Here is a 22,738-nt window from a genome sequence, read left to right as displayed (position 1 = left end):
CGGGGAAGGAATGGGGTAAACCACAACGATATGTAGATGTGTGAACAACGAAAAACACATTAGTTGTAATTGAAATTAGTAGTTTTAATATAATTTAGGTGTGTTTTTCGTTGAGTTAAAGCAACGCAAAAAGATTTCAGATGGATACTGGAGGAACATATGGACACGACTGAAGAAGCTAATGGAACATATTGGTATCACGGGCATGCCAATCTTACTGCCGGCGAGCTATTTGATTTGATTTTTCTGGAACAGTTTTGCGATGAGCTAGGAATTGGCATTAATTCTGGCGCAGCTATTCTCGCAGGTCAGCCATGGTTAAATACAAGGCAGAAACCTCGAGGTGCTGAACCGGGCACAAGTATTGCCTCAAAGTATGCAAGAATCATACTGAGAGATATGCGTTTACCTTTTGGTCTTCGGGTTAAAACACCTGTTGGTTTTTCTATGAGGAAAACTAACAAACTTGCAACAGTGATTGGGCGTTACTGCCCCTGGATAGGGTGGGTGGCATTAACGAATACTATTTATCAAGTCTCACGTCGTACGCAGAATAAATACAATATGATTGCACGTTCAAAAGATCGTATACAGTGGACATCTTTCTAATGGAAATACAAGACGCCGTGTTGGAACTTTTCAGGAAAGAGATACCCGGAGAAGAGGATAAGAACGGAAAAGAGATCCTGTTAGAACTGGACACAGATCTATTCAATGAGCCCCGAGACGATCTTTCAGATGCAATTGAAGCTTTTCAGAAAGCATTTGATGTTGATTTATCAGAGGTTAACTGGACTCGTTACTTCCCCTGGGAAAATACACCACTTCTGACGCGCTGGTTCAAAGCCAAACGGGAAGAAGTAGAGGCAACACGCTTGCCTTTAACCGTAAGGATGTTTGCGGAATCAGCGGAGGCGGGTAAATGGTTATTTGAAATCGGTAATAGTAATTCAAAAGACGATACTTAACGTCAGTAAAAACAACGCGAAAAATAAAAAAGGGCGCCGGAGCGCCCTTTTTAAGCGATGTTTGACTTACCAGACGTAGGTCAGCAGGTTTTGCGAATTCGGCACCATAAAGTCGACGGACATCATCACGGAGAGCGCGGTAATGGCGATGATGGAGAAGCCGAAGAGCTTACGCGCCCAGACCTTATCATCTTCCACTTTGTAACCGCGCAGCGCCATGCCGAGCCACCAGACGCTTACCGCCGCTGCGACGATCAGGTATTTGTAACCTGCGTAGCCGCCGAGGGTTAGCATCAGCGTGGCCACTGCAAACGCAATGATGTACAGCGTGATGTGGTTTTTCGCGACCGAAATGCCTTTGACCACCGGCAGAACCGGGATATTGGCTGCCTGATAATCCTTAAAGCGGAAAATCGCGATGGCATAGGAGTGCGGCATTTGCCACAGGCTAAAGATCGCCAGCAGAATCAATGCGCCGCTGTCGAACTCGCCCGTTACGGCGCAGTAGCCAATCACCGGCGGCGCAGCGCCGGAGAGAGAGCCAATCAGCGTGCCGTAAACGGAGTGGCGTTTCATGTACAGGCTATAGACGCCAACATACACCACGAAGCCCATCACCCCCAGCCAGCAGGCCAGAGGGTTAGCGCCAAACCACAGCAGCATGAAGCCAGCAATACCCAGCAGGGTGGCGTACACCAGCGAGACGTTAGGAGAGATCAGGCCTTTTACCAGCACCCGATTCTTGGTCCTTTCCATCTTCCTGTCGATATCCCTGTCGATGTAGTTGTTAAATACACAACCCGACGCCACAACCAGTGACACACCGATCAGCGTGTAGATAAACAGGGGATAGTCGATGCTGCCTTTTGAGGCCAGCAGGAATCCCCCAATCACCGAGATCAGGTTGCCAAAGATGATGCCTGGTTTCGTTACTTGCAGGTATTGCTTAAACATCATACTCGCCGCTCTTAGTGCATCATCATGTTGTAGTTGAGGTTCCACATAATCCAGATGGAGCCCACAACCAGGATGGCGATGATCAACACGGTAAAGACGAAAGCCGTCATGTTCCAGCCTTCATCAGATTTGGTGTTCATGTGCAGGAAGCACACCAGATGCACCAGAATCTGTACCACTGCCATCGCAAGAATCGTCCCCAGAATTACGGCTGGAGAGGCAGAACCTGTCATCACCATCCAGAACGGGATGACCGTCAGGATGATCGACAGGATAAATCCTGTCATGTAGGTTTTTACGCTGCCATGGGACGCGCCGCTATGTTCGGTAGAATGACTCATTACATCGCCCCCATCAGATAAACAACAGTGAACACACAGATCCACACCACATCCAGGAAGTGCCAGAACAGGCTCAGGCACATGATGCGGGTACGGTTAGTGCTGGTCAGGCCGCGACGGGCGATTTGCACCATCAGCACTGCCATCCAGATAAGACCGGAGGTGACGTGCAGACCGTGCGTACCAACCAGCGCGAAGAACGCAGACAGGAAGCCACTGCGATCCGGACCCATACCTTCAACAACCAGGTGATGGAACTCATAGATTTCCATCCCGATGAAGCCTGCGCCAAACAGCCAGGTCAGCACCAGCCAGGAGATGACCTGGCTCTTGTTGTTCTTGTACATGGCGATCGCCGCCATGCCGTAGGTGATGGAGCTGAACAACAGCAGGAACGTTTCTACCAGAACGAACGGCAGTTCAAAAATGTCCTTACCTGTTGGGCCACCTGCAGTGCCGTTCACCAGAACGGCATAGGTTGCAAACAGAATAGAGAACAGAATGCAGTCGCTCATCAGGTAGATCCAAAATCCGAAGATTTTGGTCTGGCCTGCATCGTGGTGCCCGTGTTCGTGCGCGTGGGCAGTCGCGTGCGTTAAAGTATCAGTTGCCATTTTTCAGCCCTGCCTTAGAAATCTCAGCGAAATGCTGATTTTCCAGTTTTTCGACTTCCGGGACTGGTACGTAGTAGTCCACGTCCTCGTCAAAGCTTTTCACAATCCAGCTGATGATCATGCCTGCGAAGCTTGCAATCGCCAGCCACCAGATATGCCAGATCATGGCGAAACCGAAGAGTGTCGCGAAGGCGGCAATCACAATGCCCGCGCCGCTGTTTTTCGGCATATGAATTTCTTCATAGTGCGCAGGCTGTTTGTACGCTTCGCCTTTTTCTTTCATTTCCCAGAAGGCATCACGCTCATGAACGTGCGGCACAACGGCAAAGTTATAGAACGGAGGCGGGGAAGAGGTAGCCCACTCCAGCGTACGGCCACCCCATGGGTCGCCAGTCAGGTCACGGTTCTGGTCGCGGTCGCGAATAGACACGTAGATCTGAATTACCAGACACAGGATACCCAGCGCAATCAGCGCGGCGCCGCAAGCGGCAATCATCAGCATGGCGTGGAACTGCGGATCGATCTGCTGGCTGAGACGACGGGTCATCCCCATAAAGCCCAGCACGTACAGCGGCATAAATGCCACGAAGAAACCGATGATCCAGCACCAGAATGCGCGTTTACCCCAGGTTTCGTTCAAGGTGTAGCCAAACGCTTTTGGCCACCAGTAAGTCATACCCGCGAAGCAACCGAAGACCACGCCGCCGATGATAACGTTGTGGAAGTGGGCAATCAGGAACAGGCTGTTATGCAGAACGAAGTCGGCACCCGGTACCGCCAGCAGAACACCCGTCATACCACCTACAGAGAAGGTGACGATGAAACCGATGGTCCACAGCATCGCGGAGTGGAATACGATACGCCCCTGGTACATGGTGAACAGCCAGTTGAAAATCTTCACCCCGGTCGGGATGGCGATAATCATTGTGGTGATACCGAAGAAGGCGTTTACGTTCGCACCCGCACCCATAGTGAAGAAGTGGTGCAGCCAGACGATGAACGACAGCACGGTAATACACACGGTTGCCCACACCAGTGAGGTGTAACCAAACAGGCGCTTACGCGAGAAGGTCGCTGCGACTTCGGAGAACACCCCAAACACTGGCAGAATCAGAATGTACACTTCCGGATGGCCCCAGGCCCAAATCAGGTTGATGTACATCATCATGTTGCCGCCCATATCGTTGGTAAAGAAATGGGTGCCCAGATAGCGATCGAGGGTCAGCAGCGCGATGGTTACTGTCAGAATAGGGAACGAAGCGATGATCAGCACGTTCGCACACAGCGATGCCCAGGTAAATACCGGCATCTTGAACATGGTCATCCCCGGCGCACGCATCTTCAGAATTGTCACGAAGAAGTTGATACCGGTTAGCGTCGTACCGATACCGGAGAGCTGGAGACTCCAGATCCAGTAATCTACCCCGACACTTGGACTGTACTCTATTCCCGAAAGCGGCGGATACGCCAGCCAACCAGTCTGTGCGAACTCACCGACGCCCAGAGACACGTTAACCAGAATGACACCGACAACGGTGAACCAGAAGCTCAGGTTGTTCAGGAACGGGAAGGCAACGTCACGTGCGCCGATCTGCAGAGGAACCACCAGGTTCATCAGACCGATAACAAATGGCATTGCCACGAAGAAGATCATAATCACGCCGTGCGCCGTGAAGATCTGGTCGTAGTGGTGAGGCGGCAGGAAACCTGCTTCCCCGGCCGAGGCCAGCGCCTGCTGACTACGCATCATGACCGCATCCGCAAAGCCACGCAGCAGCATGACGATAGCGACGATGACATACATGATGCCAAGGCGTTTGTGGTCAACCGAAGTTAGCCACTCTTTCCACAGGTAGGTCCACTTACCGAAGTAAGTGATAAGGCCCAGTAAGGCCGCTCCACCGATGATAATGGCAGCGATCGTAACCATGACGATAGGTTCATGGAACGGGACTGCATCCAGTGTTAATTTTCCTAACATCGTTTTCTTCCTCAACCCCCTGAATGGGCGGATTCCGCGTGGCTCATGTCCATGCCTTCCATTCCTTCATGTGAGCTGTGCTCGGCTGAAGGGTGGGCCATGTCCATGCTCTTACCGTGAGCCATGAATTTGTTAATAACGTCTTTAAACAAATCTGGTTTCACAGCGGAGAAATATTCCACCTGGTTGTATTCGCTTGGTGCAGCCACTTTTTCGAACGCCGCCATATCATTCATGGTGTTCGAAGACTGTTTCGCTTTAGCAACCCACTGGTCGAATGCGGCGCGATCCGGTGTGGCAATAGCCTTGAACTTCATGCCGGAGAAGCCTGGTCCGCTGTAACTTGCGGAGATACCATCATAGGTACCGACTTCGTTGGCGATCAGATGCAAACGCGTTTGCATACCGGCCATGGCATAGATCTGGCTACCCAGACGCGGGATAAAGAAGGAGTTCATCACGGAATTGGAGGTCACTTTGAACTCAACCGGTGTGTTCGCCGGGAAGGCGATCTCATTTACGGTTGCAATGCCCTGTTCCGGATAGATGAAGAACCATTTCCAGTCCATGGAAACCACTTCGATGGTAATGGGCTTCTCGTCATGTGCCAGCGGTTTGCTTGGCTCAAGTGCGTGAGTGGTTTTCCAGGTAAGTACGGCAAGGAAGATGATGATTAAGATAGGCACCGTCCAGACCACAGCTTCCACTTTATTGGAGTGTGACCAGTTCGGGCTGTACTTCGCATCTTTATTGCTCGCACGATACTTCCAGGCGAAACCAACAGCCATCAAGATAGCGGGAATAACGACAATCAACATCAGGCCAAATGCCGTCAGTATCAGCGAACGTTGTTCCAGTCCTATCTGTCCTTTGGGGTCAAGCAGCGCAGAATTACAGCCACTAAGTAATGTAGCGCCTGCAATTAATGACAACCATCCCAAACTTTTATTGTATTTCCTGAGTCTCATTTAACGACCTCAATTCCACGGGACCTGGTGGCGTTTAAAGTGTGTGGGCATTTTACGGGAAGGTTACATTACTGTAAACATGATTGGATCTGTGTTACCGGGTTCTGCCGCACGTGTCACATATGTTGCAAGGTGTGTTGAATTGACTTTAAGAACCTGTTGCGACATGACGTTATAACGAAAGTGGGTGATCCACTGAGACAGGGAGGGCAATTGGTATAACCAATGCAAAAATAAAACAATTAATTAACAACTCATTATCAATAAATGGACAATTAAAAAACGGAAAATTAAATACTCATCGGCTGAATCGTGTAAGGAAAATAGGGGGCGGTGAAATTGTCAATAATTTCCAAATTCTATTGAGCACAAAAGAACAAATATAATTTTTATTAGTTGATGGTTATTTGACCGTTATAATTACGGCATGTTATTACAACGGCAAATAACATTTTCTTTACAGCAAGCGCGTTTTCCGCAGCGCCAGATAATCGAGCAATCCGCCGAACACAATACCGCACACGGCGACCACCACGCCCGTTTCCAGCATCGCAGGCAGGAACGAGAAATTGGTGTAATCTGCGGCATTCATTGTCAGCAACAGCAGCCACACAACCAGTAAGCAACAACCTGTTGTCAGTGTGAGCAAGGCCAGACTATAGGCCCGGCGAAATTCAGTGCGCGGAATAAAGCTTTCGCTTTCCCAACTGTGTTCCAGCGTTTGACGACAAACCAGCAGCAGCAGCAGCCCCGGAACGGCGGCGGCGACGGAAAAGAGATAGAACGTTGGCCAGCCGTGGGCCTCGACAAACCAGCCCGCGACGGGGCCAACATAGACGCGGCCTACCGCAGAGAGTGCGGAAAGCAATGCAAATTGAGTGGCGGAAAATGATTTGTTGCATAAGGTCATGAGCAGCGCGACAAATGCTGCCGTCCCCATACCGCCGCACAGGTTTTCGAAAAACACAGCCGCGCCCATGCTGAACATGTGCTTGTCGGTGACTGACAGTAACCAATATCCAGCGTTTGAAGCGCCTTGTAGAATGCCGAAGATCAATAACGCGCGAAACAGCGAAAGACGCTGCATCAACACTCCGCCGTACAGTGCACCCACAATGGTGGCCAGCAATCCCAGCGTTTTATTCACTACGCCAACTTCACCGGCGTCAAAACCGACGCCGCGAATCAAAAAGGTGGTGGTCAGGCTCATGGCAAAGGCGTCGCCCAGTTTATAGAGCACGATGAGCAGCAGAATCAGCCAGGCGTTGTTGCGACCAAAAAAGTCACGCAATGGCGCCGCGACCGCCTGTTCCAGCGTTTTGGGCACCGGGATGCTATCGGCGGGTTCAGGGGCGAGCAGTGTGGCAATAATGCAGGGGATCAGTAAGGCTGCCATCAGCCAGTACATGCCTTGCCAGCCGAGCCAGCGGTCTGCCATCCAGAGAGCTAGTCCACCGGAAACCAACATGCCCAGGCGATAACCCAACACGCTGATCGCCGCGCCAGTCCCACGTTCCTCGGCGGGCAGCACATCGGTCTTCCAGGCGTCAAAAACAATATCCTGCGACGCCGAACAGAAGGCGATAACCACTGCCAGCGCGGCCATCCAGCGTAATTGCGTTCCGGGTTCCAGGAAACCCATTGCCGCAATGGAAATCAGCAACAGAAACTGTGTGGTGAGTAGCCAGCCGCGACGACGACCTAAAAAAGGCGGTGTGTAGCGGTCCATGATGGGCGACCAGAGAAACTTAAAAACGTAGGCCTGTCCCACTAAGGAAAAGAAACCAATGGTTTTAAGATCGATGTTCTCAACGGTCATCCAGGCCTGAAGTGTGCCTGACGTCAGCGCGAGAGGTAAACCGGAAGCGAACCCCAGAATCAACAGGATAGCGGAACGCGGTTGCTGAAATATACGTAAATAGTGACTGGACATGGGCTTCTACGGGCCCGGCGTTATGCCGGGCCTGAGGGCAGAAATTAACGTGCGTTCTGCTTAATGAAATCGTGAACGCTGGTGTCCTGAGACATATCAGCGATGGTGTCGGTCAGGACGCTGTTAACGGCATCAGCAATATTCTTGTTAGAGGCCTGCAGTGCGCCTTCAACAGAATAGCTTGCGCGGTAGTTTTTGGTCATCTTGTTGCCGTTTGCCGCGGTCGCGATGATAGCGATGTCAGCTTTGGTCGCGATGTTGTAGCGGACGCTGCCCTGAGACACATCGGCATACAGTTGGCTAACAATAATTTGCAGGTTTACCGGACCGTTCGGGCCTACCATGTAGCCGCGTGCGGTCATCTGCTTTTCCAGCACTTCTTGCAGCAAGAAGCGCAGATCGCGAGACGCGGTCAGGGTTACCATTTGGTTGTCGCGGGTCACTTTCGCCAGTGCTTGATCCGGACGCTGATCGGCGCCATTAATGCTGACGGTAACTCCCATCAGACTCGGGTCCTGCTGCGGTAGGGAAATTTTGGGAGAGACATCAATCGTTGTTGGCGGTGTTGCGCATCCAGCCAGCATAACCAGAGCAACTAACGGAAAGAGGATTTTTTTTAACATGTTCGAACTCTCAGTGACTCTTAAGCGTGATAGAAAAAAATTCCCGCCATCATAACATTGCCAACGGCGAGGGGAAGTGCTCAACGCATGTAAATTCATTGCGTTGTCGGTTTTCTGACCCTCGGGGCACTCTACCCCGGTTTTTGAGCTTCAAATGGACAGGTAAGTCAGTAAACTTCATACGTTTGAATGAGAAAATCAGACGAACGCTAAATTTTTGTTGTAAGAGTGTAATGGAAGCGGTAAAAGCGGCTAGTATTTAAAGGGATGGGTGACATCTCAGCGTTGTCGGAGGAGATATTTCATGATGATACGTGAGCAAATAGAAGAAAAATTAAGGACAACGTTCCAACCCGTGTTCCTTGAAGTTGTGGATGAAAGCTATCGTCACAATGTTCCGGCAGGCTCTGAAAGCCATTTTAAAGTTGTGCTGGTCAGCGATCGCTTCACTGGCGAACGTTTTCTTAATCGTCATCGGATGATTTACAGTACGTTAACGGCGGAACTCTCCACAACCGTACATGCGCTGGCGCTGCATACCTACACCATTAAGGAGTGGGAAGGGTTGCAGGATACGGTTTTCGCGTCGCCTCCTTGTCGTGGAGCAGGGAGCATCGCGTAGAAAAACGCATTTGCAACAACTGACGCTTTTCCAGTATGTTGCTACAGATTATGTGAAAACGGCCTGCGGGCCGTTTTGTTTTGTCTGAATTTTGAACGGGTAGTGCAGTATTCAGACAAAAATTAGCCGGGAATTGTGAAAAAAGCCGCAGCAACGCGCGATAACCGTTCTCGACTCATAAAAGTGATGCCGCTATAATGCGGCGTCTTATTTTTCGGAATGTCTTCGGGATGATTCTGACGACAGGGAATGTGATTGATTAAGAGAACATCCCAGTTCCGCGAAGCCAACAACCTGTGCTTGCGGAGTAGAGTTGACCGAGCACTGTGATTTTTTGAGGTAACAAGATGCAAGTTTCAGTTGAAACCACTCAAGGCCTTGGCCGCCGTGTAACGATTACAATCGCTGCTGACAGCATCGAGACCGCTGTGAAAAGCGAGCTGGTCAACGTAGCGAAGAAAGTACGTATTGACGGCTTCCGTAAGGGCAAAGTACCGATGAATGTTGTTGCTCAGCGTTATGGCGCTTCTGTTCGCCAGGACGTTCTGGGCGATCTGATGAGCCGTCACTTCGTTGACGCGATTATCAAAGAAAAAATCAACCCGGCGGGTGCTCCGAACTACGTTCCGGGCGAATACAAGCTGGGTGAAGACTTCACCTACGCGGTAGAGTTTGAAGTCTATCCGGAAGTTGAGCTGACAGGTCTGGACGCAATCGAAGTTGAAAAACCGGTTGTTGAAGTGACTGACGCTGACGTTGACGTGATGCTGGATACTCTGCGTAAGCAGCAGGCGACCTGGAAAGATAAAGACGGCGCTGTTGATGCAGAAGACCGCGTTACTGTCGATTTCACCGGTTCTGTAGACGGTGAAGAGTTCGAAGGCGGTAAAGCGACTGACTTCGTACTGGCGATGGGCCAGGGTCGTATGATCCCGGGCTTTGAAGACGGTATCAAAGGCCACAAAGCGGGCGAAGAGTTCACCATCGACGTGACCTTCCCGGAAGAGTACCACGCTGAAAACCTGAAAGGTAAAGCGGCTAAATTCGTTATCAACCTGAAAAAAGTTGAAGAGCGTGAGCTGCCGGAACTGACTGCTGAATTCATCAAACGTTTCGGCGTTGAAGATGGTTCCGTAGAAGGTCTGCGTGCTGAAGTGCGTAAAAACATGGAGCGCGAGCTGAAAGGCGCGGTACGTAACCGTGTTAAATCTCAGGCTATCGAAGGTCTGGTAAAAGCGAATGACATCGACGTTCCTGCGGCACTGATCGACAGCGAAATCGACGTTCTGCGTCGTCAGGCTGCTCAGCGTTTCGGCGGCAACGAGAAACAAGCTCTGGAACTGCCGCGTGAACTGTTCGAAGAACAGGCTAAGCGCCGCGTTGTTGTTGGCCTGCTGCTGGGCGAAGTGATTCGTACCAACGAGCTGAAAGCTGACGAAGAGCGTGTTAAAGGCCTGATCGAAGAGATGGCTTCCGCTTACGAAGATCCGAAAGAAGTTGTTGAGTTCTACAGCAAAAACAAAGAACTTATGGACAACATGCGTAACGTCGCTCTGGAAGAACAAGCTGTTGAAGCCGTTCTGGCGAAAGCGAATGTGACTGAAAAAGCCACTTCCTTCAACGAGCTGATGAACCAGCAGGCGTAATTCGTTGCTTAAGTAGCACGAAATTCGCACAAAAGCCCGTCACCGCCCGGTGGCGGGTTTTTTTTTGTCACGCATTTTGCATGGGAAGAGTGCGAAAACAGCGTTTCAGTGTTAGCGTTACAGCAAAAGATTGTTATGCTTGAATTATGGCGATGCCGTACCCATAACAGAGGGACTAGCTGATAATCCGTCCATAAGGTTACAATCGGTACAGCAGGTTTTTTCATTTTTTATCCAGGAGACGGAAATGTCATACAGCGGCGAACGAGATAACTTTGCACCCCATATGGCGCTGGTGCCGATGGTCATTGAACAGACTTCACGTGGTGAGCGCTCTTTTGATATCTATTCTCGTCTACTTAAGGAACGTGTCATTTTTCTGACAGGCCAGGTTGAAGACCACATGGCTAACCTGATTGTGGCGCAGATGCTGTTCCTGGAAGCGGAAAACCCGGAAAAAGATATCTATCTGTACATCAACTCCCCTGGCGGGGTGATTACCGCAGGGATGTCTATTTATGACACCATGCAGTTCATTAAGCCGGACGTTAGCACCATTTGTATGGGCCAGGCGTGCTCAATGGGGGCATTTTTGCTGACTGCAGGTGCAAAAGGTAAACGTTTCTGCCTGCCGAATTCTCGCGTCATGATCCACCAGCCTCTGGGCGGTTACCAGGGCCAGGCGACGGATATTGAAATTCATGCCCGTGAAATTCTGAAAGTGAAAGGGCGCATGAATGAACTTATGGCGCACCATACGGGTCAATCTCTTGAGCAGATTGAACGTGATACTGAGCGCGATCGCTTCCTCTCCGCTTCTGAAGCGGTGGAGTATGGATTAGTCGACTCGATTTTGACCCATCGTAATTGATGCCCAGGGCGCAAGTGTGCCGCTATAATATCTAAGGGCGGCACAACGCTGACAAGCGACTTGCGCCTGAGAATGGCATTTGCGTCGTCGTGTGCGGCACAAAGAACAAAGAAGAGGTTTTGACTCATGACAGATAAACGCAAAGATGGCTCGGGCAAATTGTTGTACTGCTCTTTTTGCGGCAAAAGCCAGCATGAAGTGCGTAAGCTGATCGCCGGTCCATCCGTGTATATCTGCGACGAATGTGTTGATTTATGTAACGACATCATTCGCGAAGAGATTAAGGAAGTGGCACCGCACCGTGAGCGTAGTGCGCTGCCGACGCCGCATGAAATTCGCAATCACCTGGACGATTATGTTATCGGCCAGGAGCAGGCGAAAAAAGTGCTGGCGGTCGCGGTATACAACCATTACAAACGTCTGCGTAACGGCGACACCAGCAATGGCGTCGAGTTGGGCAAAAGTAACATTCTGCTGATTGGTCCAACGGGTTCCGGGAAAACGTTGCTGGCCGAAACGCTGGCGCGTCTGCTGGACGTACCGTTCACTATGGCGGACGCCACCACCCTGACCGAAGCGGGTTATGTGGGTGAGGATGTTGAGAACATCATTCAGAAGTTGTTGCAGAAATGCGATTACGATGTGCAGAAAGCACAGCGCGGTATTGTCTACATCGATGAAATCGACAAGATTTCCCGTAAATCAGACAACCCGTCTATTACCCGTGACGTTTCCGGTGAAGGCGTACAGCAGGCACTGTTGAAACTGATCGAAGGGACGGTTGCCGCCGTTCCGCCGCAGGGCGGTCGTAAACATCCGCAGCAGGAATTCTTGCAGGTTGATACCTCTAAGATTCTGTTCATCTGTGGTGGTGCGTTTGCCGGGCTGGATAAGGTTATCTCCCATCGTGTAGAAACAGGGTCGGGCATTGGTTTTGGCGCGACGGTAAAAGCGAAGTCTGATAAGGCTAGCGAAGGTGAACTGCTGTCGCAGGTTGAACCAGAAGATCTGATCAAATTTGGTCTGATCCCTGAGTTCATTGGTCGTTTGCCAGTGGTCGCAACCCTGAACGAACTGAGCGAAGAAGCGCTGATCCAAATTCTGAAAGAGCCGAAAAACGCGCTGACCAAGCAGTATCAGGCGCTGTTTAATCTCGAAGGTGTGGATTTAGAGTTCCGTGATGAAGCGCTGGACGCTATCGCCCGTAAAGCGATGGCGCGTAAGACGGGGGCGCGTGGCCTGCGTTCTATCGTAGAAGCCGCTCTGCTCGACACGATGTACGATTTGCCTTCAATGGAAGATGTTGAAAAAGTGGTGATCGATGAGTCCGTCATCGGCGGCCAGAGCAAGCCGTTGCTGATTTATGGCAAGCCCGAAGCGCAGCAAGCATCTGGCGAATAATTAGCCATTTCATACAATCAGTTAATCAAAAAGGGGGGATTTTATCCCCCCTTTTATTTTTCCTGTAAACACGCCGTTGAATGTGTGGGAAACATCCCCATATACTGCTTACATGTTAATGGTCGTGTGAAACACAGTCACATAACCAGATTACCTGGCGGACACTAAACTAAGAGAGAGCTCTATGAATCCTGAGCGTTCTGAACGCATTGAAATCCCCGTATTGCCGTTGCGCGATGTGGTGGTTTATCCGCACATGGTCATACCCTTATTTGTAGGGCGGGAAAAATCTATCCGTTGTCTGGAAGCGGCTATGGACCATGATAAAAAAATCATGCTGGTCGCCCAGAAAGAAGCATCAACGGATGAGCCGGGTGTAAACGATCTTTTCACCGTCGGGACCGTGGCCTCTATTTTGCAGATGCTGAAACTGCCTGACGGTACCGTAAAGGTACTGGTCGAGGGGTTACAGCGCGCGCGTATTTCTGCGCTGTCTGATAATGGCGAGCATTTCTCTGCGAAGGCAGAGTACCTTGAGTCGCCAGCTATTGACGAGCGTGAGCAGGAAGTGCTGGTACGCACCGCGATTAGCCAGTTCGAAGGCTATATCAAGCTGAACAAAAAAATTCCGCCAGAAGTGCTGACATCGCTCAATAGTATTGACGATCCGGCCCGTCTGGCTGACACCATCGCTGCGCACATGCCGCTGAAGCTGGCAGACAAGCAATCTGTGCTGGAAATGTCCGACGTCAACGAACGTCTGGAATACCTGATGGCGATGATGGAATCCGAAATCGATCTGCTGCAGGTTGAGAAGCGTATTCGCAACCGCGTCAAAAAGCAGATGGAGAAATCCCAGCGCGAGTACTATCTGAACGAGCAAATGAAAGCCATTCAGAAAGAACTCGGCGAAATGGACGACGCGCCGGATGAAAACGAAGCGCTGAAACGCAAAATCGACGCGGCGAAAATGCCGAAAGAGGCAAAAGAGAAAGCGGAAGCAGAACTGCAGAAGCTGAAAATGATGTCTCCGATGTCGGCAGAAGCGACCGTGGTACGCGGCTACATCGACTGGATGGTGCAGGTACCGTGGAATGCGCGTAGCAAGGTCAAAAAAGATCTGCGTCAGGCGCAAGAAATCCTCGACACCGACCATTACGGTCTGGAGCGAGTGAAAGACCGCATCCTTGAGTACCTCGCGGTACAAAGCCGTGTGAACAAAATCAAGGGGCCAATCCTGTGTCTGGTTGGACCGCCGGGGGTAGGTAAAACGTCTCTGGGCCAGTCCATTGCGAAAGCGACCGGGCGCAAATACATCCGTATGGCGCTGGGCGGCGTACGTGATGAAGCTGAAATTCGCGGTCACCGTCGTACGTACATTGGCTCTATGCCGGGTAAACTGATCCAAAAAATGGCGAAAGTGGGGGTTAAAAACCCGCTGTTCCTGCTCGATGAGATCGACAAAATGTCGTCCGACATGCGTGGCGATCCGGCTTCTGCACTGCTTGAAGTGCTGGATCCTGAGCAGAACGTGGCGTTCAGCGATCACTACCTGGAAGTGGACTACGATCTCAGTGATGTGATGTTTGTCGCGACTTCTAACTCCATGAACATTCCGGCGCCGCTGCTGGATCGTATGGAAGTGATCCGTCTGTCCGGTTATACCGAAGACGAGAAACTGAACATTGCGAAGCGTCATCTGCTGCCGAAGCAAATTGAGCGTAACGCACTGAAAAAAGGCGAATTGACGGTCGACGATAGCGCCATTATTGGCATTATTCGTTACTACACCCGTGAAGCGGGCGTGCGTAGCCTGGAGCGTGAAATCTCCAAATTGTGCCGTAAAGCCGTTAAACAGTTGCTGCTGGATAAGTCACTGAAACACATTGTGATCAATGGCGACAACCTGCACGATTACCTCGGCGTACAACGCTTCGACTATGGCCGCGCGGACAGCGAAAATCGCGTGGGTCAGGTCACGGGGCTGGCATGGACCGAGGTGGGCGGGGATCTGCTGACCATTGAAACGGCCTGTGTACCAGGGAAAGGGAAACTCACCTATACGGGTTCTCTGGGCGAAGTCATGCAGGAGTCCATTCAGGCTGCGTTGACAGTGGTGCGCGCGCGGGCGGAAAAACTGGGTATTAATCCGGACTTTTACGAGAAACGCGATATCCACGTTCACGTACCCGAAGGTGCGACGCCGAAAGATGGTCCGAGTGCCGGTATTGCGATGTGTACAGCCCTGGTTTCCTGTCTGACCGGTAACCCGGTTCGCGCTGATGTGGCAATGACCGGTGAGATCACTTTGCGTGGCCAGGTGCTGCCAATCGGTGGTTTGAAGGAAAAACTGCTGGCCGCACACCGTGGTGGGATCAAGACCGTGTTAATTCCTGACGAAAATAAACGTGACCTGGAAGAGATTCCGGATAATGTTATTGCCGATCTTGATATTCATCCGGTGAAACGTATTGAGGAAGTTCTGACGCTTGCGCTGCAAAATGAACCCTCTGGTATACAAGTTGTAACCGCAAAATAGTGACCTCGCGCAAAGAGCGCTAATAAAAACAGGGCTGGCAGGCCATTTCGGACTTGCCAGCCTTTTTTTGTATCGCTAACTTAGATGCTGAATTAGGCTTGCCATCATTAACGGGTGTTGTAAGGGCATGGCAGGCCTGATATAACTGCTGCGCGGTCGCACTTTGAAGGATTCAGGTGCGATATAAATTATAAAGAGGAAGAGAAGAGTGAATAAATCTCAACTGATCGACAAAATTGCTGCAGGGGCTGATATCTCTAAGGCTGCGGCTGGACGTGCGTTAGATGCAATTATTGCTTCTGTTACTGAATCTCTGAAAGAAGGGGATGATGTTGCACTGGTAGGTTTTGGTACTTTTGCTGTTAAAGAGCGTGCTGCCCGTACTGGTCGCAACCCGCAAACAGGTAAAGAGATCACCATCGCTGCTGCTAAAGTGCCGGGTTTCCGTGCAGGTAAAGCACTGAAAGACGCGGTAAACTAAGAGTGATCCCCCCAGGGGATGTGGCAAAGTACAAGGGCGCATCATCAGATGTGCCTTTTTTATTTGTGATCCGGGACTTTCTACACGTTGTGGGCTGACAATTGCCCCCGTTTCTTGTCACAATAGGCCTTTCCGCGCAGCGTTTTGGAAACGCTATGCTGCGTGAGGTTATACATCACCTACAGCGGAGTGTGGTTACACCATGATGGACAGCTTACGCACGGCTGCTAACAGTCTCGTGCTCAAGATTATTTTCGGTATCATTATCGTGTCGTTCATTTTGACCGGCGTGAGTGGTTACCTGATTGGCGGAGGCAATAACTACGCCGCAAAAGTGAATGGCCAGGAAATCAGCCGCGGGCAGTTTGAGAATGCGTTTAACAATGAACGCAACCGCATGCAGCAACAGTTAGGCGATCAGTTCTCTGAACTGGCGGCGAACGAAAGCTACATGAAAACGCTGCGTCAGCAGACGCTGAACCGTCTTATCGACGAAGCGCTGCTGGACCAGTATTCCCGCGAACTCAAACTGAACATCAGCGATGAGCAGGTCAAGCAGACTATCTTCGCAACGCCAGCCTTCCAGGTCGACGGTAAATTTGATAACGAACGCTACAATGCGATTGTTAACAAGATGGGAATGACGGCCGATCAATACGCACAGGCGCTGCGTAACCAGCTGACGACACAACAGGTGATCAACGGCGTTGCAGGCACCGAGTTTATGCTGAAGGGCGAAACTGACGAACTGGCGGAATTGGTTGCCCAGCAGCGCGTCGTTCGTGAAGCGACTATCGACGTGAATGCCCTTGCGGCGAAGCAGCAGGTTACCGACCTGGAAATTTCCAGCTACTACGAGCAGAATAAAAATAGCTTTATGACGCCGGAGCAGTTTCGCGTGAGCTACATCAAGCTGGATGCCGCAGCGATGCAGGAGACGGCCAGCGATGCCGATATCCAGGCTTATTATGACCAGCACCAGGAGCAGTTCACTCAACCGCAGCGTAACCGTTACAGCATCATTCAGACCAAAACGGAAGATGACGCGAAAGCGGTACTGGATGCGCTGAATAAAGGCGGTGATTTCGCCGCCCTGGCGAAAGAGAAATCCGCGGACATCATTTCGGCCCGTAACGGTGGCGATATGGGGTGGCTGGAAGATGCTACGACGCCGGATGAGCTGAAAAATGCCGGTCTGAAAGAAAAAGGCCAGTTGTCCGGTGTCATCAAATCGTCTGTCGGTTATCTGGTCGCGCGTCTGGATGACGTCCAGCCTGCTAAAGTCAAACCGCTGAGCGAAGCGCGCGACGACATTGCTGCGAAAGTGAAGCAAGAAAAAGCACTGGATGCGTACTATGCGTTGCAGCAGAAAGTGAGCGATGCTGCAAGCAATGACAACGAATCTCTGGCGGGCGCAGAACAGGCCGCTGGTATGAAAGCCGTTGAGACAGGCTGGTTTAGCCGTGACAGCTTGCCGGAAGAACTGAATTTCAAACCGGTTTCCGATGCTGTCTTTAATGGTGGCCTGGTAGGGCAGAACGGTGCGCCGGGTAACAACTCCGACATCATCACCGTCGATGGCGATCGTGCCTTTGTACTGCGTGTTGCCGAGCACAAAGCAGAAGCGGTTAAACCGCTGGCTGAGGTGAAAGAACAGGTGACTGCGCTTGTGAAGCACAATAAAGCGGTGCAACAGGCGAAACTGGATGCGGACAAACTGCTGGTTGAGCTGAAAGCCGGTAAAGGCGTTGAGGCGATGAAGGCGGCAGGTCTGAGCTTTGGTGAGTCTAAAACGCTGAGCCGTACAGGTCAGGATCCGGTGAGTCAGGCCGCGTTTGCTCTGAGCCTGCCTGCGAAGGATAAGCCTGTCTACGGTGTTGCCAATGATATGCAGGGTAACGTGGTGCTGCTGGCGCTGGATGCCGTGAAAGCGGGTTCAATGCCGGAAGAACAGAAAAAAGCGATGGTTCAGGGGATCACCCAGAACAACGCTCAAATTGTCTTTGAAGCGCTGATGAGTAACCTGCGTAAAGCGGCGAAAATTAAAGTCGGTGATGCGCTGGAACAGCAGCAGTAATCGAGACGCTTCGCAGAAATTTGCAAAAAGTTGTAATCCCCAAAGGCCGCTTTCGCGGCCTTTTCCATTTCTGATATTTGCCATTTGTTCCTGTTTCCTCGCCTCGTTATCGTGACGTCACTGTTAATAAACAAGGAGAAACAGTATGAAACGTGGAATCAGAACTTTGCTGGTAGCGCTGTCCCTGACCTGTACAGGTGTGACAGGCGGTGCGCTGGCCGCAGAGCCAGTGGCAAAAAATCCGGCAGTACAAACTAAGGCTGAGGCACCTGCTACGGCTAAAACTAAAGCATCAGTCCCTGCGAAAGCCAGTGATGAAGAGGGCACTCGGGTGAGTATCAATACCGCTTCTGCAGAGGAGTTAGCGCGGGCAATGAATGGCGTTGGGTTGAAAAAGGCGCAGGCCATCGTCAGCTATCGGGAAGAGTACGGTCCGTTTAAAACCGTTGATGATCTAAAACAGGTGCCAGGGATGGGGAGTTCGCTGGTGGAGCGTAACCTGGCAGTTTTAACACTTTAATAACTTGCGTAGTGGCAAAAATTTGCCATGCTATAGAGGTCATACCAGTTGTGACCTCTATACAGCCGTCTAATCGATAAAAACAAACTAAGGTTCCTGCGCTATGCAAACACAGATTAAAGTCCGTGGTTATCATCTCGATGTCTATCAGCATGTCAACAACGCCCGCTATCTTGAATTTCTGGAAGAGGCGCGCTGGGACGGCCTGGAAAACAGCGACAGCTTTCAGTGGATGACGGCCCATAACATCGCTTTTGTGGTGGTAAACATCAATATCAACTACCGTCGCCCGGCGGTGCTGAGTGATCTGCTGACCGTGACCAGTCAGGTGCAGCAAATCAACGGTAAGAGTGGTGTTTTAAGTCAGGTCATTACACTGGAGCCAGAGGGGCAGGTCGTAGTGGATGCGCAGATTACCTTTGTGTGTATCGATCTGAAATCGCAAAAGGCGCTGCCGCTTGAAGGCGAGTTACGCGAAAAACTGGAGCAGATGGTGAAGTAACATCTTATTGCCTGATGGCGCTGTGCTTATCAGGCCTACATGTTCATCTTGCGTAACGAGTAGGCCGGATAAGGTGTTTTACGCCGTCATCTGGCGAAACCGACAGAAATTACTTCAGTCCGGTTTTCTGCTTCATCGCCGCCATGACTGTAGCTTTATCCGCCAGATAATGGGTCAGTCCGTTAGCGCGCAGGGTACAAGCGGCGCAGTGCCCACAGCCGTCGCCTTTGATCCCGTTATAGCACGTCAACGTCTCCTGACGGACGAGATCCAGTTTGCCCCAGTAATCGGCCAGCGCCCAGGTTTCGGCTTTATCAATCCACATTAATGGTGTTTCAAAGCGGATATCCTTTGCCATCCCCAGACTGACAGCGTGATTTAGCGCTTTGACAAACTCATCGCGGCAATCTGGATAACCGGAGAAATCCGTTTCACAAACACCGGTGATCACCGCCTCGGCCTTTACCTGGTAGGCGTAGATGGCCGCCAGTGTCAAAAACAGGATATTGCGCCCAGGCACGAAGGTGTTGGGAATGCCATCTGCGTCCGGTTCGTAGTCCGGCACAGGAATGTTGTCGCGCGTCAGACTGCTGATTGCCAGTTCGTTCAGTAGCGTTACATCGAGCACTTTGTGTGAACGTGCGCCGAGTTTTAAGACCAGGTCACGTGCGACATCAATCTCAGCGCGATGGCGCTGACCATAATCAAAGGTGACGCAATGGACTTCATCATATTGATGTAGTGCTTGCGCCAGGCAGGTGGTGGAGTCCTGACCCCCACTGAATACTACGACGGCACGTTTCATGGCTTATCCTGACAAATGATAAAACGCTATGGTAGCGTCTGAGGGGGGCGCCGACCAGCTTCTTCATGACGCGGAGGAGGCAACCAGGCTTCGGCGAAGTCAAACCAGCCGCGTGCGTTTAGTCGGACCCCATTGACGCCCGGTGGCGCGCTAATGCGATAGTGGTAATTAAAGAGCGGTGTGAGCGTGGCATCATTCATCAGATTTGCGAACACCTGCGCAAGTGCCGCATAACGATCGTCCTCGTCGGGCTGAATCTGTAGCGCATCCAGCGTTGCCTGTAGATGGGAATAGGCGGGAGCGTCTAAGACATGCGGCCAGAGCGGATCGCAGCGTAGCCATTGCTCAAGCGTATACTCTGGCGCTTCGCCAATGAGCCTGTCGCCCATCATCAAATCGGCATCCGCCAGAATAGTGCTGTTGTCCCAGTTCTTAGCATTATGAAAAATAAGCGTTAACTCACAACCGAGCGTAGCCAGATAGTGCCTGAGCTGTTCTGCCATGGTATGCAGTTCAACGGGCAGATGGTAGACCAGTGTGAGTTTTTCCGGCAGTTCTACCTCATCCAGCCTTTCCCACCGGGGCATGTTCCAGTCGGGCAGCAACGCCTGGCTCGGCGTAATCAAGTTTTCATCAACAGGCAATGTTTGCAGTAGCGATGTGTGATGAATGATATCCACCAATCTTCTCGCCTGTTGCACACTCAGCCCCGGCCCTTTCTTGAGTGTTAAATAGCAAAATCCGAGGCTGATACCGCTACTCACCTGACTGAGCGTGGTCAGCTCTTCAGGTTTCCCGATCGCTATCTGCACCGGGTGGCGGCAACTGGTCCCCAGGTCTTGTGCGAAAAGCTGCGGTGTTATCCAGTATTCAACCGCCTTTAGCAACGGATGGCTTCGGTGAAAATGATCGTGGCTTTCAAGGCGGACAAGCTCTGGCGTAAATAACGCCAGCCGGAAAGGACCGGTGCCGACCAGTGGCTGCTGCGGATGCGCCAGAAGGCTGCAATAGCTCGCCAGGCGGTGCGCCAGCCAATAATCAGGCCGATGCAGAATGAATGTCAGACATTGCGGGTGGCTGATTTCAATACGCTTCACGCTAATGAACAATTTATTGAGCGCCGGAAGGTTGAGCAGCATGAGTAGCCGTTCATGTAGCTGCGAGGTTGCCACAGCATCGCCATTGTGCCAGTAAAGTGGAGAGCGAATATAAAAATCCCAGCGTAAACCATCAGGGGAGACATCCCAGTGATGCGCCAGATCTCCGCAAGGACGCTGATTATGACGGTCGAAGCAGGTTAATCCGGAGAAAATCTGCCCGGCAAGATGTTGTTCAGCGCGCCCGGGGAGGAATCCAGGATGGAGGGGATCAAGAGGACGATAATAGGGAATACGTAGTGTCGGCGTATCGTTTTGCCATTGCCCGCCCATAAACGGCTGCAGCATGGCGCGCAGTTCGCCTGGCGCCAGTTGCGCCAGCTCCAGCACATTGAGTTGCTGCCCTTTCTCCAGCGCTTGCTCCATCATGGTATTGCGCAATGATTCCGGCGTGACCAAAAAACGGAGTTGCCCTCGTTTTCCGCGCCCGGACTGCGACTCCCACGTCAGCCATCCTGCGTCCTGCGCCTGGCGAAGCAGTGTCCGCACATGACGTTCGCTACAAAAACAGCGTTCTGCCAGCTCGCCCACGGTCACAAACTGAGGTTCGCCAGCAGAAGGTTGCCAGAGGCGTTGGTATTGTTTGAGTCGATTGAGAAGTCGCATAAACCCGGAACAATTCCTTTTATCTATTCACTATTACTTCCGTATATCTCAGGTGATACTGAACCACAAGTTAATCGTGTCACAGAGTGGAGAAAGAGATGGCTCGTCTGGCAGCATTTGATATGGATGGCACACTACTGATGCCAAACCACCATTTGGGCGATGAAACCCTTTCAACACTGGCGCGTTTGCGCGAACGTGACATTACCCTGACATTTGCGACGGGTCGGCATGTGCTGGAGATGCAGCATATTTTGGGCTCGTTTTCACTGGAAGCCTTCCTGATCACCGGTAACGGTACGCGCGTTCATACGCTGGAAGGAGAGGTTCTGCATCGGCAGGATCTTGACCCAGACATCGCGGATCTGGTGCTGCATCAGACGTGGGACACGCAGGCCAGCATGCACGTATTCAATGACAACGGCTGGTTCACCGGGCAGGAAATCCCGTCGATGTTGCATGCTCACGTCTATAGCGGATTTCGTTATCAGGTCGTGGATGTAAAACGGATCCCTGCTCATCAGGTAACGAAGATCTGTTTCTGTGGCGATCACGATGACCTGATCCGGCTTCGTATTCAACTGAACGACGCGCTGGGCGAACGGGCAAACCTCTGTTTTTCCGCAGTCGATTGTCTGGAAGTTTTGCCGCTGGGTTGTAATAAAGGAGCCGCCCTGACGGTACTGAGCAATCATCTGGGCTTTACGCTGGCTGAGTGTATGGCGTTTGGTGATGCCATGAACGATCGTGAAATGCTGGGGAGCGTTGGACGCGGTTTGATCATGGGGAACGCTATGCCGCAACTGATTGCCGAGCTCCCTCATTTATCAGTGATTGGGCATTGCCGTAATCAGGCTGTTTCTCACTATTTAACGCATTGGCTGGATAATCCACATCTACCTTATTCCCCCGAATGAGAGATCCCTTCCAGCAAGCCAGACATGAACAGTCATTGTCTGGCTTTTTTGTCTATAGAAAACCCCCAGCTAGGCTGGGGGTTCAGTAAAGCTTTCAGCTTTGAGCCAGTTATTAAAACCCCTTTTGATTTGTTAAAACACCTTGCGGTCTGGCAACTGCAAATGTTCAACAAGAAATCAACAGGGGGTCCCAATGAGGGACGAAAAGA

22 protein-coding genes are annotated in these 22,738 nt (G+C 51.4%); 13 read left to right on the top strand and 9 right to left on the bottom strand.

Annotated features, from left to right (window positions below):
* Window positions 1-159: 159 nt before the first annotated feature.
* Complete coding sequence (locus NNO04_RS08480; RefSeq protein ID WP_271444282.1) at window positions 160-609, top strand: STM2901 family protein; 450 nt, start codon at window positions 160-162, stop codon at window positions 607-609.
* Window positions 609-968, top strand: coding sequence for a DUF1493 family protein (locus NNO04_RS08475; protein ID WP_271444281.1), 360 nt, complete (start codon window positions 609-611; stop codon window positions 966-968). The genes NNO04_RS08480 and NNO04_RS08475 overlap by 1 nt, the downstream gene beginning before the upstream one ends.
* A gap of 66 nt (window positions 969-1,034) precedes the next feature.
* Here NNO04_RS08475 and cyoE read toward each other — a convergent pair whose 3' ends face one another.
* The 7 genes from cyoE to NNO04_RS08440 form a co-directional block, all read right to left on the bottom strand.
* A complete protein-coding gene (cyoE, locus tag NNO04_RS08470; RefSeq protein WP_271444280.1) occupies window positions 1,035-1,925 on the bottom strand; it encodes a heme o synthase in 891 nt (296 codons plus the stop codon).
* An 11-nt stretch (window positions 1,926-1,936) separates the two neighbouring features.
* Complete coding sequence (locus tag NNO04_RS08465; RefSeq protein ID WP_162378952.1) at window positions 1,937-2,266, bottom strand: cytochrome o ubiquinol oxidase subunit IV; 330 nt, start codon at window positions 2,264-2,266, stop codon at window positions 1,937-1,939.
* Window positions 2,266-2,880 carry a cytochrome o ubiquinol oxidase subunit III gene (locus tag NNO04_RS08460; RefSeq protein ID WP_271444279.1) on the bottom strand — a complete coding sequence of 205 codons (615 nt, stop codon included), beginning with the start codon at window positions 2,878-2,880 and terminating at the stop codon, window positions 2,266-2,268. Before NNO04_RS08460 ends, NNO04_RS08465 begins: the two co-directional genes overlap by 1 nt.
* A complete protein-coding gene (gene cyoB, locus NNO04_RS08455) occupies window positions 2,870-4,861 on the bottom strand; it encodes a cytochrome o ubiquinol oxidase subunit I (RefSeq protein ID WP_271444278.1) in 1,992 nt (663 codons plus the stop codon). Before cyoB ends, NNO04_RS08460 begins: the two co-directional genes overlap by 11 nt.
* An 11-nt stretch (window positions 4,862-4,872) precedes the next feature.
* Window positions 4,873-5,829, bottom strand: coding sequence for a cytochrome o ubiquinol oxidase subunit II (gene cyoA / locus NNO04_RS08450; protein WP_271444277.1), 957 nt, complete (start codon window positions 5,827-5,829; stop codon window positions 4,873-4,875).
* Between the two features lie 457 nt (window positions 5,830-6,286).
* Entirely contained in the window at window positions 6,287-7,762 is a 1,476-nt protein-coding gene (ampG, locus tag NNO04_RS08445) for a muropeptide MFS transporter AmpG (RefSeq protein WP_271444276.1), read from the bottom strand.
* 44 nt (window positions 7,763-7,806) lie between these two features.
* On the bottom strand, window positions 7,807-8,385 hold the full coding sequence (locus tag NNO04_RS08440; RefSeq protein ID WP_162378947.1) for a lipoprotein: 579 nt from the start codon (window positions 8,383-8,385) through the stop codon (window positions 7,807-7,809).
* A gap of 304 nt (window positions 8,386-8,689) precedes the next feature.
* Between NNO04_RS08440 and bolA the strand changes: the two genes are divergently transcribed.
* The 9 genes from bolA to NNO04_RS08395 all read left to right on the top strand — a co-directional run bounded on the left by bolA (window position 8,690) and on the right by NNO04_RS08395 (window position 19,044).
* Window positions 8,690-9,007: a transcriptional regulator BolA gene (bolA, locus tag NNO04_RS08435; RefSeq protein ID WP_271444275.1), complete on the top strand. Its 318-nt coding sequence runs from the start codon at window positions 8,690-8,692 to the stop codon at window positions 9,005-9,007.
* 347 nt (window positions 9,008-9,354) lie between these two features.
* A complete protein-coding gene (tig, locus tag NNO04_RS08430; RefSeq protein WP_162378945.1) occupies window positions 9,355-10,653 on the top strand; it encodes a trigger factor in 1,299 nt (432 codons plus the stop codon).
* 247 nt (window positions 10,654-10,900) lie between these two features.
* Window positions 10,901-11,524, top strand: a complete 624-nt coding sequence (gene clpP, locus NNO04_RS08425) for an ATP-dependent Clp endopeptidase proteolytic subunit ClpP (protein ID WP_162378944.1) — start codon at window positions 10,901-10,903, stop codon at window positions 11,522-11,524.
* Between the two features lie 126 nt (window positions 11,525-11,650).
* Window positions 11,651-12,925, top strand: coding sequence for an ATP-dependent protease ATP-binding subunit ClpX (gene clpX / locus NNO04_RS08420; RefSeq protein WP_192611383.1), 1,275 nt, complete (start codon window positions 11,651-11,653; stop codon window positions 12,923-12,925).
* A 184-nt stretch (window positions 12,926-13,109) separates the two neighbouring features.
* Window positions 13,110-15,464 carry an endopeptidase La gene (gene lon / locus NNO04_RS08415; protein WP_162378942.1) on the top strand — a complete coding sequence of 785 codons (2,355 nt, stop codon included), beginning with the start codon at window positions 13,110-13,112 and terminating at the stop codon, window positions 15,462-15,464.
* Between the two features lie 190 nt (window positions 15,465-15,654).
* A complete protein-coding gene (gene hupB / locus NNO04_RS08410; RefSeq protein WP_219352570.1) occupies window positions 15,655-15,945 on the top strand; it encodes a nucleoid-associated protein HU-beta in 291 nt (96 codons plus the stop codon).
* A 202-nt stretch (window positions 15,946-16,147) separates the two neighbouring features.
* Complete coding sequence (gene ppiD, locus NNO04_RS08405; protein ID WP_271444274.1) at window positions 16,148-18,022, top strand: peptidylprolyl isomerase; 1,875 nt, start codon at window positions 16,148-16,150, stop codon at window positions 18,020-18,022.
* A gap of 145 nt (window positions 18,023-18,167) precedes the next feature.
* Entirely contained in the window at window positions 18,168-18,542 is a 375-nt protein-coding gene (locus NNO04_RS08400; RefSeq protein WP_271444273.1) for a helix-hairpin-helix domain-containing protein, read from the top strand.
* Window positions 18,543-18,645: 103 nt separating this feature from the next.
* Window positions 18,646-19,044, top strand: coding sequence for a YbgC/FadM family acyl-CoA thioesterase (locus NNO04_RS08395; protein ID WP_271444272.1), 399 nt, complete (start codon window positions 18,646-18,648; stop codon window positions 19,042-19,044).
* Between the two features lie 109 nt (window positions 19,045-19,153).
* Here the strand turns inward: NNO04_RS08395 and queC are convergent, their stop codons facing one another.
* Both queC and NNO04_RS08385 read right to left on the bottom strand, forming a co-directional pair.
* Entirely contained in the window at window positions 19,154-19,849 is a 696-nt protein-coding gene (gene queC / locus NNO04_RS08390) for a 7-cyano-7-deazaguanine synthase QueC (protein ID WP_271444271.1), read from the bottom strand.
* Window positions 19,850-19,875: 26 nt separating this feature from the next.
* Window positions 19,876-21,612 carry an SgrR family transcriptional regulator gene (locus tag NNO04_RS08385; protein WP_271444270.1) on the bottom strand — a complete coding sequence of 579 codons (1,737 nt, stop codon included), beginning with the start codon at window positions 21,610-21,612 and terminating at the stop codon, window positions 19,876-19,878.
* A gap of 98 nt (window positions 21,613-21,710) precedes the next feature.
* Between NNO04_RS08385 and cof the strand changes: the two genes are divergently transcribed.
* Together cof and NNO04_RS08375 are read left to right on the top strand one after the other, a co-directional pair.
* Entirely contained in the window at window positions 21,711-22,529 is an 819-nt protein-coding gene (cof, locus tag NNO04_RS08380; protein ID WP_271444269.1) for an HMP-PP phosphatase, read from the top strand.
* A 24-nt stretch (window positions 22,530-22,553) separates the two neighbouring features.
* Window positions 22,554-22,738, top strand: a 185-nt coding sequence (locus NNO04_RS08375) for a hypothetical protein (protein ID WP_271444268.1), incomplete at its 3' end; no start/stop codon positions are given.

The sequence above is a fragment of the Citrobacter sp. Awk 4 genome, assembly GCF_028069725.1.
Taxonomy (GTDB): Bacteria; Pseudomonadota; Gammaproteobacteria; order Enterobacterales; family Enterobacteriaceae; genus Citrobacter_D.
This window is presented reverse-complemented; position numbering and strand designations above follow the sequence as displayed.

Excerpts from the sequence above, each read along its gene's own strand:
- NNO04_RS08440 (WP_162378947.1), bottom strand. The coding sequence starts at position 8,385 with ATGTTAAAAAAAATCCTCTTTCCGTTAGTTGCTCTGGTTATGCTGGCT.
- ampG (WP_271444276.1), bottom strand. The coding sequence starts at position 7,762 with ATGTCCAGTCACTATTTACGTATATTTCAGCAACCGCGTTCCGCTATC.
- bolA (WP_271444275.1), top strand. The coding sequence starts at position 8,690 with ATGATGATACGTGAGCAAATAGAAGAAAAATTAAGGACAACGTTCCAA.
- clpP (WP_162378944.1), top strand. The coding sequence starts at position 10,901 with ATGTCATACAGCGGCGAACGAGATAACTTTGCACCCCATATGGCGCTG.
- cyoB (WP_271444278.1), bottom strand. The coding sequence starts at position 4,861 with ATGTTAGGAAAATTAACACTGGATGCAGTCCCGTTCCATGAACCTATC.
- cyoE (WP_271444280.1), bottom strand. The coding sequence starts at position 1,925 with ATGATGTTTAAGCAATACCTGCAAGTAACGAAACCAGGCATCATCTTT.
- NNO04_RS08385 (WP_271444270.1), bottom strand. The coding sequence starts at position 21,612 with ATGCGACTTCTCAATCGACTCAAACAATACCAACGCCTCTGGCAACCT.
- clpX (WP_192611383.1), top strand. The coding sequence starts at position 11,651 with ATGACAGATAAACGCAAAGATGGCTCGGGCAAATTGTTGTACTGCTCT.
- NNO04_RS08465 (WP_162378952.1), bottom strand. The coding sequence starts at position 2,266 with ATGAGTCATTCTACCGAACATAGCGGCGCGTCCCATGGCAGCGTAAAA.
- NNO04_RS08460 (WP_271444279.1), bottom strand. The coding sequence starts at position 2,880 with ATGGCAACTGATACTTTAACGCACGCGACTGCCCACGCGCACGAACAC.
- cyoA (WP_271444277.1), bottom strand. The coding sequence starts at position 5,829 with ATGAGACTCAGGAAATACAATAAAAGTTTGGGATGGTTGTCATTAATT.
- tig (WP_162378945.1), top strand. The coding sequence starts at position 9,355 with ATGCAAGTTTCAGTTGAAACCACTCAAGGCCTTGGCCGCCGTGTAACG.
- NNO04_RS08475 (WP_271444281.1), top strand. The coding sequence starts at position 609 with ATGGAAATACAAGACGCCGTGTTGGAACTTTTCAGGAAAGAGATACCC.
- NNO04_RS08400 (WP_271444273.1), top strand. The coding sequence starts at position 18,168 with ATGAAACGTGGAATCAGAACTTTGCTGGTAGCGCTGTCCCTGACCTGT.
- NNO04_RS08395 (WP_271444272.1), top strand. The coding sequence starts at position 18,646 with ATGCAAACACAGATTAAAGTCCGTGGTTATCATCTCGATGTCTATCAG.
- NNO04_RS08480 (WP_271444282.1), top strand. The coding sequence starts at position 160 with ATGGACACGACTGAAGAAGCTAATGGAACATATTGGTATCACGGGCAT.
- ppiD (WP_271444274.1), top strand. The coding sequence starts at position 16,148 with ATGATGGACAGCTTACGCACGGCTGCTAACAGTCTCGTGCTCAAGATT.
- lon (WP_162378942.1), top strand. The coding sequence starts at position 13,110 with ATGAATCCTGAGCGTTCTGAACGCATTGAAATCCCCGTATTGCCGTTG.
- queC (WP_271444271.1), bottom strand. The coding sequence starts at position 19,849 with ATGAAACGTGCCGTCGTAGTATTCAGTGGGGGTCAGGACTCCACCACC.
- cof (WP_271444269.1), top strand. The coding sequence starts at position 21,711 with ATGGCTCGTCTGGCAGCATTTGATATGGATGGCACACTACTGATGCCA.